We start from the raw sequence: 16,466 nt of genomic DNA, 5'->3' as shown, positions 1-16,466 counted from the left end.
GTTGCCGTTGATGCGTCCTGACGAGGGCGGGTGCGCTGATCTGCGGAGAAGCTTCGCAGCTCACACCAAGGTGGTACGTAGCGGCGCGTACGCCCCAGCGCGTAGACGAAGTCCGCGCGCCGGGGCGTCAGTTGCATGGCGAGGCGCGTGGGCGTCAGTAGGCGCGGGCCACGATCGCGACAGTACCCGGGGCGTCGTCGGCATCCGGTACCGACCCGTCCTCGGCGACCAGACACCGTACGGACACCGCCTGCTCGGCCAGCTCGGCCTCGCCCTCCTGGCCCAGCGTCGACCACGGGATACGGGCCCAGCCGCCGGCGACCGCGGCCTCGGCGGCCTCTTCGATCGTCGTCACATCAGTCGTACGAGACTCACGGCGGTCGCGCGATTCCTTCAGCAACTGCGCCTGGTCCTCCTCGAGAACCCGGGGCAGCAGCTCGGCCAGTTCCTCGATCCGCACCGGCTCCTTGCCGCCCGCAATGCGACGGGCCAGCATCGCGGTGCCCGCCTGAAGATCACGCGGGCCGATCTCGATCCGCACCGGAACGCCCTTGAGCTCCCAGTCGACCGCGCGGCGGCCGAAGGGGGTGTCGGTGCGGTCGTCGACCTGGACGCGCAGACCCGCGGCCTTCAGCAGGTCGCCGATCTCGCGGACCTTGGCGACCGCTTCGTCGCCCTTGATGGCCATGACGACGACCTGGACGGCCGCCAGACGCGGTGGGACGCGCAGTCCGTTGTCGTCGCCGTGCGACATGATCAGGCCGCCGACCATGCGGGTGGAAGTGCCCCAGGAGGTCTGCCAGGCCAGCTCCTGCTTGCCGTCCTTGGACAGATACGTGGTGTTGAACGCCGTGGAGAAGTTGGTGCCGAGCTCATGGCTCGTACCCAGCTGCAGGGCCTTGCCGTCGCCCATCATGCCTTCCAGCGTGAGGGTGTTGATGGCTCCGGCGAAGCGCTCCTTGGGCGTCTTGCGGCCGAGCACCACATCGATGCCGAGGACGTTGACCATGAAGTCCGCGTACACCTTCTTGTGGATGTAGGCGGCGTAGTCGCGGGCGTCCTCGTAGGTGGCGTGGGCGGTGTGGCCCTCCTGCCAGAGGAATTCCGTCGTACGGAGGAAGACGCGCGGACGCATTTCCCAACGCACCACATTGGCCCACTGGTTGATCAGCAGCGGCAGATCGCGGTAGCTCTGGATCCACTTCGAGAAGTAGTCGTTGATGATCGTCTCGGAGGTGGGGCGCACGACGACGGGCTCGTCGAGCTCCTTTCCGCCACCGTGCGTGACGACCGCGAGCTCGGGCGCGAAGCCCTCGACATGCTCGGCTTCCCTTGTCAGGTAGGACTGGGGGATGAAGAGCGGGAAGTAGGCATTCTGGGCACCCGCGTCCTTGATGCGGGCGTCCATCTCCTGCTGCATCCGCTCCCACAGGCCGTATCCGTACGGCCGGATGACCATGGTGCCGCGCACCGGGCCGTTGTCCGCCAGTTCGGCCTTGTTGATCAGGTCCTGGTACCAGCGCGGGAAATCTTCCGCCTGGGGCGTGAGAACGGGTGCCTTTGCCATGGCGCGCATCGTACGGCGACACGGGTGCGAGACGTGAATCGGCCGGTTCCCGGGGGCGCACGCGCGGGGCACACAACCATTGCCATACGCCCCCTGGACTTGAGGGCGCATGAGCAGTTCTCTGGCATACGGGGGGAGCGCAGGCGTACGCACACGGGGGGCTGTCCTTCAGGGCTCGGCTGACCTCTTGGCGGATTGGGGCGCTTCGATGACACCAACGCTCGTTCAGCACCGACCCCACGCGGCATCGGCGTCTCCGACTCCGGCGGAGGCGCGTGCGCGTGCTCGGGACTGGGCCGAGATCCAGGAACGGATGCTCGTGCCGCTCTACGAGGCGGTGTACGAGCGCCTGGAGGTGGGCTCCTGGACGCGGCTGCTCGGCCTCGGCTGCGGCTCGGGCCTCGCCCTCCTGATCGCCGCGTCGCGCGGTGCGAGCGTGACGGGGGTCGACAAGGATCGCGAGCGGCTCGCGCTGGCACGGGAACGGATGGCTCCGGAGACCGGAGGGGCCCGGGAAGGTGTCGGCCATGCGGGGGACGCCGAGCTGCTGGAAGACCTCGCGTCGGCCGCGGCCGACGCGGGCAGGCCGCCGTACAACATGATCACCGCGTTTCAGCCGATCGGCTGTGCGGCGGGCGATTCCGAGGGGCTCGGGCCGGCGCTGGAGGCGGCGGTCGAGCGGTCGGAGCACGGCAGCGCGGTCGTACTCACCGGCTGGGGCCCGCCGGAGCGCTGCGCCACGTCGGGGGTGCTGCGGGTGGCCGGCCGGCTGACCGACCGGCTGCGGTCGGCCGGCGGCTGGCGTCCGGCGCTGCGGGACGACCTGGAGGACGTGGCATCGCAGGCGCGCCTGAAGCCGGATGGCTCGGGGCGGGTGGCCTGCCCGTTCGGCTATGCGGACATGGAGAGCGCGGTGCGGGGACTGCTGTCGACCGGGCTGTACGCGGCGGCGGTACGGGCGACGGACCAGGCGCAGGTGGAGAAGGAGATGGCGGAGGCGCTGCATCCGTACCGGCGGCGGGACGGGACGGTCTGGATGCCGAATGTGTTCCGGTATCTGATCGCGCGTACGACCTGAGGTCGAGGCGGGTGCGGGTGCGCTGCGCGGGGCCTTTCCCCCGGCCCTTTCGCACTGCCGAGGCGAGCCCGGGAGACCGCGGCTTCGCGCGCCACCCGTCCACCACGCGTGGCAGCGAACCGGCCCTGGTCCGCCAAAAGCGTTATGTCTCCTTGCCGGGGGGTGGGACTGCCGCCGCGCGGTACGCCTCGTCCTCGTCCAGGGTTTCGGCCTCCAGGAGCGCCTGTGCCAGTGCGTCCAGCTTGCCGCGGTGTTCGCGGAGTTGACGGCACGCGCTCTCGTGCGCCGCGCCCGGACACGCCGCTGCCCGCCGGCGCGCCCAACCGCCGGGCGGCGAGCACCCACAGCAGGATCAGCAGCGCCATCGGCGCGAGTGAGAGCAGCAGATTGGCCAGGAAGCTGCGCTGCACGATGACCGACTCCGCCGTCACAGTGACGTTGTGCTTGCGCAGCTCGTCCCAGAGGTTGTCGTCGGCGAAGGCCGGCCGCTGGGTTCTGAACTCCGTGTACTCGCCGTTGCCGTCGGGGAGCGGCGACTTCTTCCTGAGCTGCCCCTGGATCGAGTCGCCCTTGGCGTAGATCTTCGAGACGTTCCCGGCCGCGACCTGCTTGGTGAACTCCGTGTACGAGACGGCCGGCTCGCCGCCCCTGCCGAAGAAGGACAGCAGCACGTTGGCGATCAGATAGACGGCGAGCGCGGCGAGAATCAGTCCGCCCCAGCCGCCGGGCATCCTCTTCCCGGGCTGAGGGAGAAGCGGCGCCCCCTCGGAGCGCCACGGCTTGTCCGGGCTCCGACGCGGCGGCACGGCGTTGCTCATATCCGGACGTTAAGCCAGAAAAGCGGTGTGGGCACCCGCTCGGGCGGGTGCCCACACCGACGTACCGACCAGAGGAAATCTCAGCCCATGAACTTCTTGAACTCGTCCGGCAGCTCGAAGTCATTGCCCGGCTCGCCGGCCGGAAGTCCGAGCGCCCCACCCTGCGCCGCCTGCTCGCGGCGCGCCGCTGCCGCCTGCTCCTCGGCCTTGCGCTTCATGGGGTTGCCGCTCTTGCGCTTGCCCTTGGCCTGCTTGATCTGCTTCTTCTGACGACCGGGACCGCCACCCATGCCCGGCATCCCGGGCATGCCCGGCATCCCGCCACCCTGGGCCATCTTCGACATCATCTTGCGGGCCTCGAAGAAGCGCTCCACCAGGCTCTTCACGGCGCTGACCTCGACACCGGAACCCTTGGCGACACGGGCCCTGCGCGAACCGTTGATGATCGTCGGGTCCTGGCGCTCGGCCGGGGTCATCGACTTGATGATCGCGGCGGTACGGTCCACGTCCCGCTCGTCGATGTTGTTGATCTGGTCCTTGATCTGCCCCATTCCGGGCAGCATCCCGAGCAGCTTGGAGATGGAGCCCATCTTCCTGACCTGCTCCATCTGCGACAGGAAGTCGTCGAGCGTGAAGTCCTTGCCCTTGCTGCTCGCCAGCTTGGAGGCCATTTTGGCGGCCTCTTCCTGGCTGAAGGTCTGTTCGGCCTTCTCGATCAGGCTGAGCATGTCGCCCATGCCGAGGATGCGGGACGCCATGCGGTCCGGGTGGAACGCGTCGAAGTCGTCCAGCTTCTCGCCGTTGGAGGCGAACATGACCTGGCGGCCGGTGACATGCGCGACGGAGAGCGCGGCACCACCGCGGGCGTCACCGTCGAGCTTGGAGAGCACCACGCCGTCGAAGCCGACGCCGTCGCGGAAGGCCTCCGCGGTGTTGACCGCGTCCTGACCGATCATCGCGTCGACGACGAAGAGAACCTCGTCGGGGCTGACGGCGTCGCGGATGTCCGCGGCCTGCTGCATCAGCTCCTGGTCGATACCGAGGCGGCCCGCGGTGTCGACGATGACCACGTCGTACTGCTTGGCCTTGGCGTGCTCGATGGAGTCCTTGGCGACCTTGACCGGGTCGCCGACGCCATTGCCGGGCTCCGGCGCGTAGACCGAAACGCCCGCTCGCTCGGCGACGACGGCGAGCTGGTTGACGGCATTGGGACGCTGCAGGTCACAGGCGACGAGCAGCGGCGCGTGCCCCTGGCCCTTGAGCCAGAGACCCAGCTTTCCGGCCAGCGTCGTCTTACCCGCACCCTGCAGACCCGCGAGCATGATCACGGTCGGCGGCTGCTTGGCGAAACGGAGGCGGCGGGTCTCGCCACCGAGGATGCCGATGAGCTCCTCGTTGACGATCTTGATGACCTGCTGGGCGGGGTTCAGCGCCTGCGAGACCTCGGAGCCGGCGGCACGCTCCTTGACCTGCTTGATGAAGGCCCGGACGACGGGCAGCGCCACGTCCGCTTCGAGCAGCGCGATACGGATCTCGCGCGCCGTGGCGTCGATGTCCGCCTCGGACAGGCGGCCCTTGCCCCGGAGATTCTTGAATGTCGCGGCAAGGCGGTCGGAGAGGGTGTCGAACACGGTGGTCGCGGATCCTCGGGTCGGGAGCGGGCGGACAGTGTCCCCCAGGGTATCCGGCCGCGCGCGGTGAGGTCTGCTCCGTGGCCGGTCTCACCTCAGGCGCGCAGCATCGCCTCGAGCGCACGGGCGGTCTCGGACGCCTGTTCCGGGGGCAGCGGCGTGCCTTCCAGGCCCGTGACATAGAAGGCGTCGACGGCGTTCGCGCCCAGTGTGGAGACATGAGCACTGCGGACGCGCACCGCCGCCTCGTCCAGCGCGCGGCCGATCCGGTGCAGCAGTCCGGGTGCGTCCTGGGCGCGGACCTCGATCACCGTCGCGAGCCGGGAGCCCGCGGCGGCGACGGTCACCCGCGGCGGCGGGGCCTTGACCCCGCGCCTGCGCGGGTAGGCGGCCTCGCGCTCGGCGAGTCTGGCCGGAATGTCGAGCGTCCCGTCCAGCGCCCGTACGAGATCGGCACGGAGCCGGGTGGCCTGGGGCAGCGAGCCGTACTCGGCCGCCACCCGCCAGCTCAGCAGCAGTACTCCGGAGAGCTCGCCGAGTTCGGTGGGCAGGTCGATGGAGCGCAGATCGGCGGCGCGGACCGTCAGCCGGTGCAGAGCGAGCACACCGGCCGCGGCGGGCAGCACACCCGGCTGGTCGGGCAGGGCGATCAGCAGTTCCACGCCGACGGCTTCGGGCTCGTCCGGGTCCTGGGGCTGCTCGGGGCGCTCGGTCTGGGCGTGCAGCGCGAGCACCGGCTCACCGGTGCGCAGCGCCTCGATGGCCAGCCGTTCCTGCTCGGCGCTGGGCGCGGCGGGCTCCGGCTCGGGCGGGGCGTCGCCGGCCAGAACCGCGGCGACCCGCCTCACCAGGTCCGCGACCAGCGAACCGCGCCAGGACGACCAGGCCGCGGGTCCGGTGGCGAGCGCATCGGCCTCGGTGAGGGCGTGCAGCAGTTCGAGGGTGGCCGCCGAGCCCACGACGGAGGCGACCGAAGCGACGGTCGCCGGGTCGTCCAGATCGCGCCGGGTAGCCGTTTCGATGAGCAGCAGGTGGTGGCGTACGAGCGTGGCGATCACGGCCACGTCGGCACGGTCGAATCCGATCCGGGCCGCGAGGTCCCTGGCGATGGTCTCGCCGGCCACCGAGTGGTCGCCGGGCCAGCCCTTCCCGATGTCGTGCAGCAGGGCCGCGACCAGCAGCAGGTCGGGACGGCCGACGCGGCGGGTGAGGGACGAGGCCTTGACCGCCGCCTCGACGAGGTGGCGGTCGACGGTCCAGGTGTGCACGGGGTTGCGCTGCGGCCGGCACCGTACGCGCTCCCAGTCGGGAAGCAGCTGGGTGATCAGGCCCTCGGCCTCCAGCGCCTCCCAGACCGCGACCGTCGACTCCCCCGCGCCGAGCAGGGTGACGAGTTCCTCGCGGGCCTCGGCGGGCCACGGCACCGGCAGCGGCCGCGCGGTGGCGGCGAGCCGGCGTACGGCGTGCAGGGAGATCGGCAGCCCGGACTGGGCAGCGGCGGCGGCGGCCCGCAGCGGGAGCACCGCGTCGCGTTCCGGGCGTGCGGCGCGGGCAAGCACCACCTCGCCGTCCTGTTCGACGACACCCTCGGCGAGCGGGGTGCGCTCGGGCTGCGGACCGCGCCCACCGCTCAGCATCGCCCGCAGCCGCGGCCGCAGGGACCGTGCCCTGAGCACCCGGTTCACTTCCCGCCAGGTGACATCCGTGGCGTACGAGATGGTGCGCGCCGCCTCGTAGACCTGCCGCAGCAGTGCGTCGCCGTCCAGCAGGCCGAGCTCGGTGGCGACTTGCTCCTGCTCCTGGAGCGCGAGTCGGTCGGTGGCCCGTCCGGTGGTCAGATGCAGCGCGTCCCGGGCGTCCAGCAGCCGCCTGCGAGCCTCGGCGAGGCCTTCGCGCGGCGCGTCGGCGAGCCAGGACGCGGCGACGGCGCGCAGCGCGGTGGCGTCCCGCAGTCCGCCCCGCGCCTCCTTGAGGTCGGGTTCGAGGAGGAACTGCAGCTCGCCCTGGCGCTCGGCCCGTTCGCGGCACAGTTCGTCCAGCTCGGGCAGCCGCTTGGGCGCCTGGTTGCGCCAGTCGGCCAGTACGGCGGTACGCAGCCCGGTCACCAGCCCCAGATCGCCCACGACCGGCCGCGCGTCCAGCAGCCCGAGCTGCACCTTGAGGTCCTCGCCCGCGGTCTTGCGGGCCTCGGCCGGAGTGCGTACGGAGTGGTCGAGGGCCAGCCCCAGATCCCACACCGGGTACCAGATCCGGTCGGCGAGAGTGGCGATCGCGCCCGCGTCCGCGCTCCCGTCGTGCAGCAGGAGCAGATCGAGGTCGCTGCGCGGCGACAGTTCCCCGCGCCCGTAGCCGCCGACGGCGACGAGTGCCGCGCCCCGTACCCCGGCCTCCAGAGTGGCGGTGGTGAACAGCGCGGACAGCCAGTCGTCGGTCAGTTTGGCCAGGGCGGCACGGCGCGGCGGCCCGGACCGCTCCTTCTCACTGAGAAGGCGCAGCCGGGCCGCCGCATAGCCGCTGGGTCCCGAGTCTTCCGCTTCGGTGGTCACTTCGAGGCTCGTCACCCAGCAGCTCCTGTTTCTGTCGAGCGATTACAGTGCGTCAGGTCCGCGTTCGCCGGTCCGCACCCGTACCGCCGTGTCGACCGGCACGCTCCACACCTTGCCGTCACCGATCTTGCCGGTGCGGGCCGCCTTGACGACGACGTCGATGAGCTGTTCTGCCTCGTCGTCCTCGACCAGCACCTCGATGCGGATCTTCGGGACCAGGTCGACGGTGTACTCCGCGCCGCGGTAGACCTCGGTGTGGCCGCGCTGGCGGCCGTATCCGCTGGCCTCCGTGACCGTGAGCCCCTGGACGCCGAAGGCCTGCAGGGCCTCCTTGATCTCGTCCAGCCGGTGTGGCTTCACGACTGCGGTGATGAGCTTCATGCGTCCACCTTCTTGGTCGGTCCTGCGGCTGCCACGGCGTCACTCGGCGTGGGTACGGCCTTGCGGGAGCCTGCACCGCCGCCCGCACCGCTGAAGTCGTACGCCGTCTCGGCGTGCTCATCCTGGTCGATGCCGGAGACCTCTACGTCCTCGTCGACCCGCATGCCGATCGTCTTGTCGAGGAGGAAGGCGAGGACCGCCGAGACAACCAGAGAGTAGGCCAGCACCGCGAAGACACCGACGGCCTGCTTGCCGAGCTGGTCGAAGCCGCCGCCGTAGAGGAGGCCCTTGACGTCGGACTGGACGCCACCGGTGGCGAAGAGACCGACGAGCAGCGAGCCGGCGACACCGCCGACGAGGTGGACGCCGACGACATCGAGGGAGTCGTCGTAGCCGAACTTGAACTTCAGACCGACGGCCATGGCGCAGAGCACACCGGCGATGGCGCCGATCCCGATCGCGCCGAGCGGCGAGCAGGAGCCGCCGGACGGGGTGATGGCGACCAGGCCGGCGACGGCGCCGGAGGCGGCGCCCAGCGTGGTGAAGGCGCCGTGGCGGATCTTCTCGTACGCCAGCCAGGCGAGCATCGCGGCAGCGGTGGCGACCTGGGTGTTGACGAACATCACCGCGCCGACGCCGTCGTCGTTGCCGAGCCACGAGCCGGCGTTGAAGCCGAACCAGCCGAACCACAGGAGCCCGGCACCGAGCATCACCAGCGGCAGGCTGTGCGGCCGCATCGGATCCCTCTTGAAGCCGACGCGCTTGCCGATGACGAGGATCACACCGAGGGCCGCGGCTCCCGCGTTGATGTGGACGGCCGTACCGCCGGCGAAGTCGATGACGCCGAGTTCGAAGAGCCATCCGCCCGCGCCCCACACCCAGTGCGCGACCGGGAAGTAGACGACGGTGACCCACAGCGCCACGAACAGCGCCCAGGCGGTGAACTTCACGCGGTCCGCGAGCGCACCACTTATCAATGCGGGCGTAATGATCGCGAACATCAGCTGGAAGACGGCGAAGACATACACCGGGATGGTGTAGCCGTCCCACAGCTGGGTGATCCCGATGCCGCTCAGTCCGACATAGTCCGAGGTCCAGCCGATGAAGCCGCCCTTGTCGGTGCCGAAGGCGGCGCTGAAGCCGTACAGCACCCACAGGATCGTGACGATGCCGAGGCTGATGAAGCTCATCATCAGCATGTTGAGGGTGCTCTTGACCCGGACCATGCCTCCGTAGAAGAAGGCCAGGCCCGGAGTCATGATCATCACCAGGGCGGAGCAGATGAGCATAAAGCCGGTGTTGGCGGCGGACAGCGTCGGAGTGTCTGCTGCAAGCGTCGAGATGCCTGGAGGCATCGGCGTCTCCTCGTCGTTGGTGCGGCCGCGTGCGGGCGAAGCCTGTGCGGATACGGGCGGGCCGGTTATGCGCCCTGAGGTTGGCGCAGCGCCGTTTCCGCCAATGCCGCTCGATGTTTCGCCGCAGTGACGAAGGGGTCCCCCGTGTTACGCCCCCATGAACAGGCGGATCGGGTGAACGGGCCCGGAGTATCCTCTGCGCACATCAGAACCGGCCGCGACGTCCACCCGGCTGACCTGGCACGGGGGAGCCGAGTCGGGCTGTTGGGGTGACCGTCGCGGCCGGGGCCTGGTGAGCGCCGTCCGCTCAGACCGCTTCCGCGGTTTCGGGGAGCCGTGCTGTGAGCTCATCGGTGAAGTGCACCACTTCGGCTACATCTCCGAAGTCCCTGGCCGCCGTGTCGACGGTCTTGCGCAACCGGGTGTTGGCCCGCTCGGAGCGGACCTTCCTGGCGACGGTGAGCGCCCGTCCGGCCAGGACCATGGACTGCTCGGGCTCCCTCTTCAGCAGATGGACCGTGGCCATGCCGATCAGGTTGAGTGCGTACGACCGCTGGTGCTCCTCGTCCTTGCCGAAGAGATCGACGGCGCGCTCCATCACCGGCTCGGCGAGCGAGGCGTACGTGGGGCTGCGGCCTGCCACATAGGCGAGGTCGCGGTACGAGTGGGCGTTCTCGCCGTTGAGCTCGGCCTCGGAGAAGAAGCGGATCCAGTCGGGCTCGGGCTCGCCGTCGAGACCGACGTCGGCGAAGGTGTCCTCGGCCATCCGGACGGCTCGCTTGCACTTGCTGGGCTGGCCCATATTGGCGTAAGCGCGGGCCTCCATCGCATACAGCATCGCCTGGGTGCGCGCAGTCGCGCAGTCGCGGCTGCCGTACTGCGCGAGATGGATGAGTTCCAGGGCGTCCTCGGGCCGGCCGAGGTGGATCATCTGGCGGCTCATGGAGGACAGGATGTACGAGCCGAGCGGCTTGTCGGCCGCTTCCTTGGCGGCGTGCAGGGCCAGTACGAAGTATTTCTGCGCGGTGGGCTGCAGGCCGACGTCGTAACTCATCCAGCCGGCCAGCTCCGCGAGCTCGGCGGCGCATTTGAACAGCCGCTGGGCGGTTTCTCCGGGCTGCGGCTCCTGCAGCAGATCGGTGACCTCGTGGAGTTGGCCCACGACCGCCTTGCGGCGCAGTCCGCCGCCGCACTGCGCGTCCCACTGGCGGAACATCGCGGTGGTGCACTCCAGCAGGTCGAGCTCCGGCTTGGAGAGCCGGGAGGCCCTGCGCATGGCGCCCGGCGCCGGCTGTCCCGGCTCGCCGACCGGCGACGGCACCAGCCAGCGCTGCATCGGCTCGACGAGGGCGGGGCCGGCGGCCAGTGCGAGCGAGGTCCCGAGGAAGCCGCGCCGCGCCAGCATCAGGTCGCTGCGCGAGAACTCGCTGAGCAGTGCGACGGTCTGCGGTCCCGCCCAGGGCAGATCCACTCCGGACACCGAGGGCGACTGGTGCGCCGAGCGCAGTCCGAGGTCCTCGATGGCGACGACGCTGCCGAAACGCTCGGAGAACAGCTCGGAGAGGATGCGCGGGATCGGCTCACGCGGCTGCTCGCCGTCGAGCCAGCGGCGCACGCGTGAGGTGTCCGTGCTGATGTGGTGCGCGCCCATCTGACGTGCCCGGCGGTTCACTTGGCGTGCGAGCTCACCCTTCGACCAACCACTGCGCACGAACCACGAACTCAACTGCTCGTTCGGGCGCTTGTCGGTATTCGTACCGCCTGCGCCGGTGCCGCCCACGGGAACGCCCCCATCCACCACTGACTGCTCTGTTACTCGAACCCCTACCAGAATGCCGTGAGTTGAGGCTGTCTGTACGGAGGTTGCGCCCCATCGAACAGGAAACCGGGTTGCCTCCGGCATACCCACGGGTGCACGGAACTCCAGGGCTCGAGTACTGAAAGTAGTCCCACGATCACCCCTCCAGCGAGGGCGATTCCAGAAACGCCACCATTCGCCACCCCTTCGAATGAACTCGCTTACTGCCGGGCGCGATTCACTTGACATACGACGATCAGGAGGCAGCGGAGCGGTGCACGCACAGGCGCGCGGCACGGCCCGCACCACCCCTCGCGCAACCGCACGCCGCCGGAGCTTCACCGACTGCGACGCAGTGTTACGGGGAGACTTCAGGTCGTAACCACCGGCGATGACGACCCGTTGGAGGGGGCATGGGCTTCACGATCGGCGGCAGCCGGGGGACCAGGGAGATCAGGCCCGGCTCACGGCGCCGCGGGCGCACGACCGAGTGCACCGTGGTGGCCGAGTACACGGGGCTGTGGGGCTGGGCGGTGGTCCCTGGCGCGCGAGCCGCGTCCGGCCGGTGCTCCTGCGGCGCCCCGGACTGTACGTCTCCGGGCGCCCACCCCCTCGGCTTCGCCGACGAGGTCCCCGCCGGCGCCACCCTGGACGAGGTCTCCGAGGCATGGGCGGAAGTGCCGGGCGCGTCCCTGCTCCTGCCCGTCGGCCGCACCTTCGACATCCTCGACGTCGCCGCCCCGGCCGGCCGCCGCGCACTGCTGCGCCTGGAGCGGATGGGTCTCCCGCTCGGCCCGGTCTCGGCGACGCCGGACGGCCGCTGCCAGTTCTTCGTCGCCACCGGCGCGGCGGCCGAGCTGCCGGAGCTGCTCTACCGGATGGGCTGGGACGACGCGGACCTGGACCTGCACTGCCTGGGCCCGGGCGACCACATCACGGCTCCGCCGTCCGACCAGGCGGGCCTGGGGCCCGTCAGCTGGCTCCGCCCCCCGTCCCTGGACACGGCGGCGGCACCGCCGGAGGCGCGCCTGCTGCTGGGCACGCTGGCGTACGTCTGCCACCGCACCTTTCCCTGACGCCGGGTACCCCGTCCGTTCCCTGACGCCGGGTACCCCGTCCTTTCCCTGACGCCGGGTACCCCGTCCGTTCCCTGACGCCGTACTCCCCCCACGCCCGACGGGCGTGGGGGGAGTGTCCTGTGGGCCGGAAGGCCTGAATCGCAGGCCCGTCGGCGTTCGAGGCGCGGGGTCCGGGGCGGAGCACCGGCTGTGGGAAGGGACCCACCAGGCGACAGCTACTCGCCGATCAATGCGTCGACGAACGCCTCCGGCTCGAACGGCGCCAGATCGTCCGGCCCCTCGCCAAGACCCACCAGCTTCACCGGTACGCCCAGTTCGCGCTGGACCGCGATGACGATGCCGCCCTTGGCCGTACCGTCCAGCTTGGTCAGCACGATGCCGGTGATGTCCACGACCTCCGCGAACACCCGCGCCTGCACCAGTCCGTTCTGACCGGTCGTGGCGTCCAGGACCAGCAGGATCTCGTCCAGCGGGCCGTGCTTCTCGACCACGCGCTTGACCTTGCCGAGCTCGTCCATCAGGCCCGTCTTGGTGTGCAGCCGGCCCGCCGTGTCGATGAGTACGACGTCCGCGCCCTCGGCGATGCCCTCCTTGACCGCGTCGAACGCGATCGAGGCCGGGTCACCGCCCTCGGGGCCGCGCACCGTGCGCGCGCCGACCCGTTCGCCCCAGGTCTGGAGCTGGTCCGCGGCCGCCGCACGGAACGTGTCCGCAGCGCCGAGCACCACGGAGCGGCCGTCCGCGACCAGGACCCGCGCGAGCTTGCCGGTCGTCGTGGTCTTCCCGGTGCCGTTGACGCCGACGACCATGACGACGCCCGGGGTGTCCAGACCGCTCTCGGTCTTCACCGCGCGGTCGAAGTCGGTGCCGAGGAGGTGCAGCAGTTCCTCACGCAGCAGGGAGCGCAGCTCCTGGGGGGTCCGTGTGCCGAGCACCCGTACGCGCTCACGCAGCCGCTCGACCAGCTCCTGGGTCGGCGCGACGCCGACATCCGCGGTGAGCAGGGTGTCCTCGATCTCCTCCCAGGTCTCCTCATCGAGGTTGTCGCGCGACAGGAGCGTGAGCAGCCCCTTGCCGAGGGAGTTCTGGGAGCGGGCGAGGCGGGCGCGCAGGCGGACCAGCCGGCCTGCGGTCGGTTCGGGGATCTCGATCTGGGGGACGGGGGGCGCCGCGACGACCGGATCCTCGACGGCGGCCGGGGTACCGACCGCCTCGGCGGTGTCGGGGAGGTCGACCTCCTCGATCGTGCGGCGCGGTTCCTCGACCGTCGGTGCGGCGTCCTCGCCGACCTGAGGCTCGGCGGGCGGGGCAGTGATGGTCGGCGTACTCGACGGTGCCGAGGGCGGCAGCTGCTTCTTCTTGCGGCTGCTGACCACGAGCCCGCTGATCGCGCCGACCGCGACCAGGGCGATGACTACAGCAAGGATGACGATTTCCATAACCCACCCAGTATCGGCCACGACCGCTCACGCAGAACTGCCTCGGAGGATCACACAAGGGCAAGGGGCTCCATTTGGACCTTTTGGGGGGTACGTACGATGCTGGTGGTTCTGGTTCTACCCAGCCGACCCTCCTCCCGGAGACCCGGAAACCCCGGAGCCCGCCACTCCCGTACGGAGCTTTTTCATGCCGCACGCCTCCGAATCCGAAGGCGCGATGGAGACCCGTGGCCTCGAACCCGTCCCCGACGACGAGCGCACCGGCCACGTCCGCGAACTCTTCCCCACCTGGGTCGCAGCCAACATCAGCGTGCTGTTGCTCACGATGGGCGCGGGGATGATCGTCTTCAACGGCCTGAACTTCTGGCAGGTGCTGGTCGTCGCGACCGCGGCGCCCGTCCTCTCGTACGGAATCGTGGGTCTGATCTCCATCGCGGGCAAGCGCGGCGGCTCCCCCGGCATGGCCCTGTCCCGGGCGGTCTTCGGCCAGCGCGGAAACCTCTTTCCCGGCTCGCTCATCTGGGTCGCCCGCTGGGGCTGGGAGACGATCAACGCGGTCACCGGCGCCTACGCCGTACTGACCGTGCTGGATCTGCTCTTCGGTATCAAGCGCAACACCGCACTGGTCGTCGTCACCCTGCTGCTCTTCGTCGCCTGCACCTTCCTCGTCTCCGGCCTCGGCATCAACGCCCTGCGTGTCTGCAGCAAATGGTCCACGTATCTCTTCGGCGCGTTCAGCGTCCTGGTGCTGGTCCACCTGATCGCCAACACCCCATGGTCCGCGGTCTTCGACAGGCCGGCCGGGTCGACGGCGATGATGGTCGCGGGCATCGGGACCATCGCGGCGGGTGGTATCAGCTGGGTCCCCTCAGGCCCCGACTTCACCCGCTATCTCCCCCGCACCACCTCCGGCAGGGCGATGGTCGGCTCGACGGTGGGCGGGGCCGGGATCGTCGTACTGCCGATGGTGCTGATGGGCGCGGTGATGGCGGTCTCCACGCCGGACCTGGCCGGCACGAGCGACCCGGTCGCGTTCATCGGCGAGATCCTGCCGCTGTGGATCGCCGTTCCGTATCTGATGATCGCGCTGATCGGCATGCTGCTGATCAACTCCATGTCGATGTACTCCGCCGGCTTCACGGCGCAGACCCTGGGCATCAGGGTCCCGCGCGCCTGGGCGGTCAGCATCAACGCCGTCATCAGCCTGGTCTTCGGCTTTCTGCTGATGGTCGTGGCAACCAGCTTCATCGGTTCGTTCGTATCCTTCCTGACGCTGCTGGCCGTGGCGTTCTCGGCGTGGATCGGCGTCTTCGGCGTGGACATGCTGCGCCGGCGCACGTACGACGGCGAGGCGCTGATGGACACCACGCGCACCAGCGCCTACTGGTACTGGGGCGGCTTCGCCTGGCAGGCGATGGTGTCGTGGGCCGTGGCGCTGCTGAGCGGCCTGCTGTTCACCAAGGTCGACTGGTTCGCCGGTCCGCTCGCCTCGTCATGGATCGGGAAGAACGGGCTGGGCTGGGCGGCCACGATCGTCGTCGCTGCGGTGCTGTACGCGGTGCTGCCGCGGACGAGGGAGCAGGTTCGGGCCGCGCCGGACACGGAACCGAAGCCCGCGCCCCTGTCCATCTGACGCCCAGTCAGTTAACGTCCCTCTGCGTTGTCCGTTCAGCCCCGCCCGCCTGCGTTCCGGCCGGGGGTCCGGGGGTTGTCCCCCGGGAAGACACAGGACACCCGGCGGAGGGGACCGTTCCCATGGCCTTCACAGTGGCCCGCTTCAATCTCGTCGATCCCGGCGCGACGCCCGAAACTCTCGCGGCCCGTTATCGCGCCGCGCTCGAGATGGCCGCATACGCCGACGACCGCGGCATCGACAGCATTCAGACCGAGGAGCACCACGGCGCCGCCAACAACTGGCTGCCGTCCCCCTTCGTCTTCGCCGGCTCGGTCCTCGGCTCCACGCGCCGTATCGCGGTCACCGTCTCCGCGATCATCGGCCCGCTCTACGACCCGCTGCGGCTGGCCGAGGACATCGCCGTACTCGATCTGATCGGCGGGGGCCGGCTGGTGACGGTCGCCGGCATCGGCTACCGGCCCGCGGAGTACGAGCAGTTGGGCGTCGAGTGGAGACGGCGCGGCAAGCTCCAGGACGAGCTCCTCGGGACGCTGCTGAAGGCATGGACCGGCGAGCCCTTCGAGTACCGCGGCCGCACGGTCCGGGTCACTCCGCGCCCGTACACACAGCCGCATCCGCTGCTGCTGGTGGGCGGCTCCTCACAGGCCGCGGCCCGTCGCGCCGCCCGGTTCGGACTGCCCTTCTTCCCGAGCGCGCATCTGCCGGAGCTGGAGGCGTACTACCACGAGCGGCGCGCGGAGTACGGGACGGAGGGCTGGACGATGATGCCGGCGGCGAAGACCCAACTGCTGCACATCGCGCAGGACCCGGACCGCACCTGGGCCGAGTACGGCGAGCATTTCCTGCACGAGGCCCGGATGTACGCCTCCTGGCAGTCCAAGGACATCCGTTCGGCGGTGCGGTCGCGGGCCACCACGGTCGAAGAGCTGCGGCGCGAGGGCGTGTACCGGATCGTCACGCCGGACGAGTGCGCGGAGACCGGCGGGGAGAGTCTGGTGCTGCATCCGCTGTGCGGCGGGATGCCGCTGGACGAGGGCTGGCGCAGCCTGCACCTCTTCGCGGAGAGCGTCCTCCCCCGGCTCAAGGGCTGAGCCGAGGGCCGTCACCGCCGGTCCACGGTGACCTCGGGGCCGTCCGG

General features: G+C 70.2%; 11 protein-coding genes and 1 pseudogene. 4 read left to right on the top strand and 8 right to left on the bottom strand.

Translation table 11 applies throughout. From position 1 onward, the window contains the following. Positions 1–154: 154 nt before the first annotated feature. Positions 155–1,567, bottom strand: a complete 1,413-nt coding sequence (gene proS, locus ACWDZ6_RS22635) for a proline--tRNA ligase (protein WP_451504280.1) — start codon at positions 1,565–1,567, stop codon at positions 155–157. A 208-nt stretch (positions 1,568–1,775) separates the two neighbouring features. Here proS and ACWDZ6_RS22630 point away from each other — a divergent pair, with 208 nt between their 5' ends. Continuing rightward, entirely contained in the window at positions 1,776–2,645 is an 870-nt protein-coding gene (locus ACWDZ6_RS22630) for a methyltransferase domain-containing protein (protein WP_451504279.1), read from the top strand. Between the two features lie 281 nt (positions 2,646–2,926). Here the strand turns inward: ACWDZ6_RS22630 and ACWDZ6_RS22625 are convergent. From ACWDZ6_RS22625 to nsdA, 6 genes and pseudogenes are all read right to left on the bottom strand, one after another. Next, positions 2,927–3,463, bottom strand: a pseudogene (locus tag ACWDZ6_RS22625) (ATP-dependent metallopeptidase FtsH/Yme1/Tma family protein); the annotation flags it as partial. 80 nt (positions 3,464–3,543) lie between these two features. Then, a complete protein-coding gene (ffh, locus tag ACWDZ6_RS22620) occupies positions 3,544–5,094 on the bottom strand; it encodes a signal recognition particle protein (protein WP_451504278.1) in 1,551 nt (516 codons plus the stop codon). A gap of 95 nt (positions 5,095–5,189) precedes the next feature. Further along, complete coding sequence (locus tag ACWDZ6_RS22615) at positions 5,190–7,655, bottom strand: [protein-PII] uridylyltransferase (RefSeq protein WP_451504277.1); 2,466 nt, start codon at positions 7,653–7,655, stop codon at positions 5,190–5,192. A 27-nt stretch (positions 7,656–7,682) separates the two neighbouring features. After that, entirely contained in the window at positions 7,683–8,021 is a 339-nt protein-coding gene (locus ACWDZ6_RS22610; RefSeq protein WP_326652882.1) for a P-II family nitrogen regulator, read from the bottom strand. Next, on the bottom strand, positions 8,018–9,376 hold the full coding sequence (locus tag ACWDZ6_RS22605; RefSeq protein WP_451504276.1) for an ammonium transporter: 1,359 nt from the start codon (positions 9,374–9,376) through the stop codon (positions 8,018–8,020). Before ACWDZ6_RS22605 ends, ACWDZ6_RS22610 begins: the two co-directional genes overlap by 4 nt. A 307-nt stretch (positions 9,377–9,683) precedes the next feature. Beyond that, positions 9,684–11,156 carry a transcriptional repressor NsdA gene (gene nsdA / locus ACWDZ6_RS22600; protein WP_451504275.1) on the bottom strand — a complete coding sequence of 491 codons (1,473 nt, stop codon included), beginning with the start codon at positions 11,154–11,156 and terminating at the stop codon, positions 9,684–9,686. 431 nt (positions 11,157–11,587) lie between these two features. Here nsdA and ACWDZ6_RS22595 point away from each other — a divergent pair, with 431 nt between their 5' ends. Further along, positions 11,588–12,250, top strand: a complete 663-nt coding sequence (locus ACWDZ6_RS22595) for a bifunctional DNA primase/polymerase (protein WP_451504274.1) — start codon at positions 11,588–11,590, stop codon at positions 12,248–12,250. Between the two features lie 218 nt (positions 12,251–12,468). On the opposite strand, the gene ftsY is transcribed toward ACWDZ6_RS22595, so the two are convergent. Further along, positions 12,469–13,692: a signal recognition particle-docking protein FtsY gene (ftsY, locus tag ACWDZ6_RS22590; RefSeq protein WP_451504273.1), complete on the bottom strand. Its 1,224-nt coding sequence runs from the start codon at positions 13,690–13,692 to the stop codon at positions 12,469–12,471. A 187-nt stretch (positions 13,693–13,879) separates the two neighbouring features. Between ftsY and ACWDZ6_RS22585 the strand changes: the two genes are divergently transcribed. Next, the gene (locus ACWDZ6_RS22585) at positions 13,880–15,325 is read left to right on the top strand and encodes a cytosine permease (RefSeq protein WP_451504272.1); all 1,446 of its coding nucleotides are present in this window, start codon (positions 13,880–13,882) and stop codon (positions 15,323–15,325) included. Between the two features lie 122 nt (positions 15,326–15,447). Then, positions 15,448–16,419, top strand: coding sequence for an LLM class flavin-dependent oxidoreductase (locus tag ACWDZ6_RS22580; protein WP_451504271.1), 972 nt, complete (start codon positions 15,448–15,450; stop codon positions 16,417–16,419). Positions 16,420–16,466 lie beyond the last annotated feature (47 nt).

Source organism: Streptomyces sp. NPDC002926 (genome assembly GCF_053591755.1).
The sequence above is the reverse complement of the archived record's forward strand: the minus strand, read 5'-3'. Positions and strand labels throughout refer to the sequence as shown.

Bases quoted from the DNA above. Each gene is read 5' to 3' on its own strand.
- ACWDZ6_RS22630 (WP_451504279.1), top strand. From the start codon at position 1,776: ATGACACCAACGCTCGTTCAGCACCGACCCCACGCGGCATCGGCGTCT.
- ACWDZ6_RS22610 (WP_326652882.1), bottom strand. From the start codon at position 8,021: ATGAAGCTCATCACCGCAGTCGTGAAGCCACACCGGCTGGACGAGATC.
- proS (WP_451504280.1), bottom strand. From the start codon at position 1,567: ATGGCAAAGGCACCCGTTCTCACGCCCCAGGCGGAAGATTTCCCGCGC.
- ACWDZ6_RS22585 (WP_451504272.1), top strand. From the start codon at position 13,880: ATGCCGCACGCCTCCGAATCCGAAGGCGCGATGGAGACCCGTGGCCTC.
- ftsY (WP_451504273.1), bottom strand. From the start codon at position 13,692: ATGGAAATCGTCATCCTTGCTGTAGTCATCGCCCTGGTCGCGGTCGGC.
- ACWDZ6_RS22605 (WP_451504276.1), bottom strand. From the start codon at position 9,376: ATGCCTCCAGGCATCTCGACGCTTGCAGCAGACACTCCGACGCTGTCC.
- ACWDZ6_RS22580 (WP_451504271.1), top strand. From the start codon at position 15,448: ATGGCCTTCACAGTGGCCCGCTTCAATCTCGTCGATCCCGGCGCGACG.
- ACWDZ6_RS22595 (WP_451504274.1), top strand. From the start codon at position 11,588: ATGGGCTTCACGATCGGCGGCAGCCGGGGGACCAGGGAGATCAGGCCC.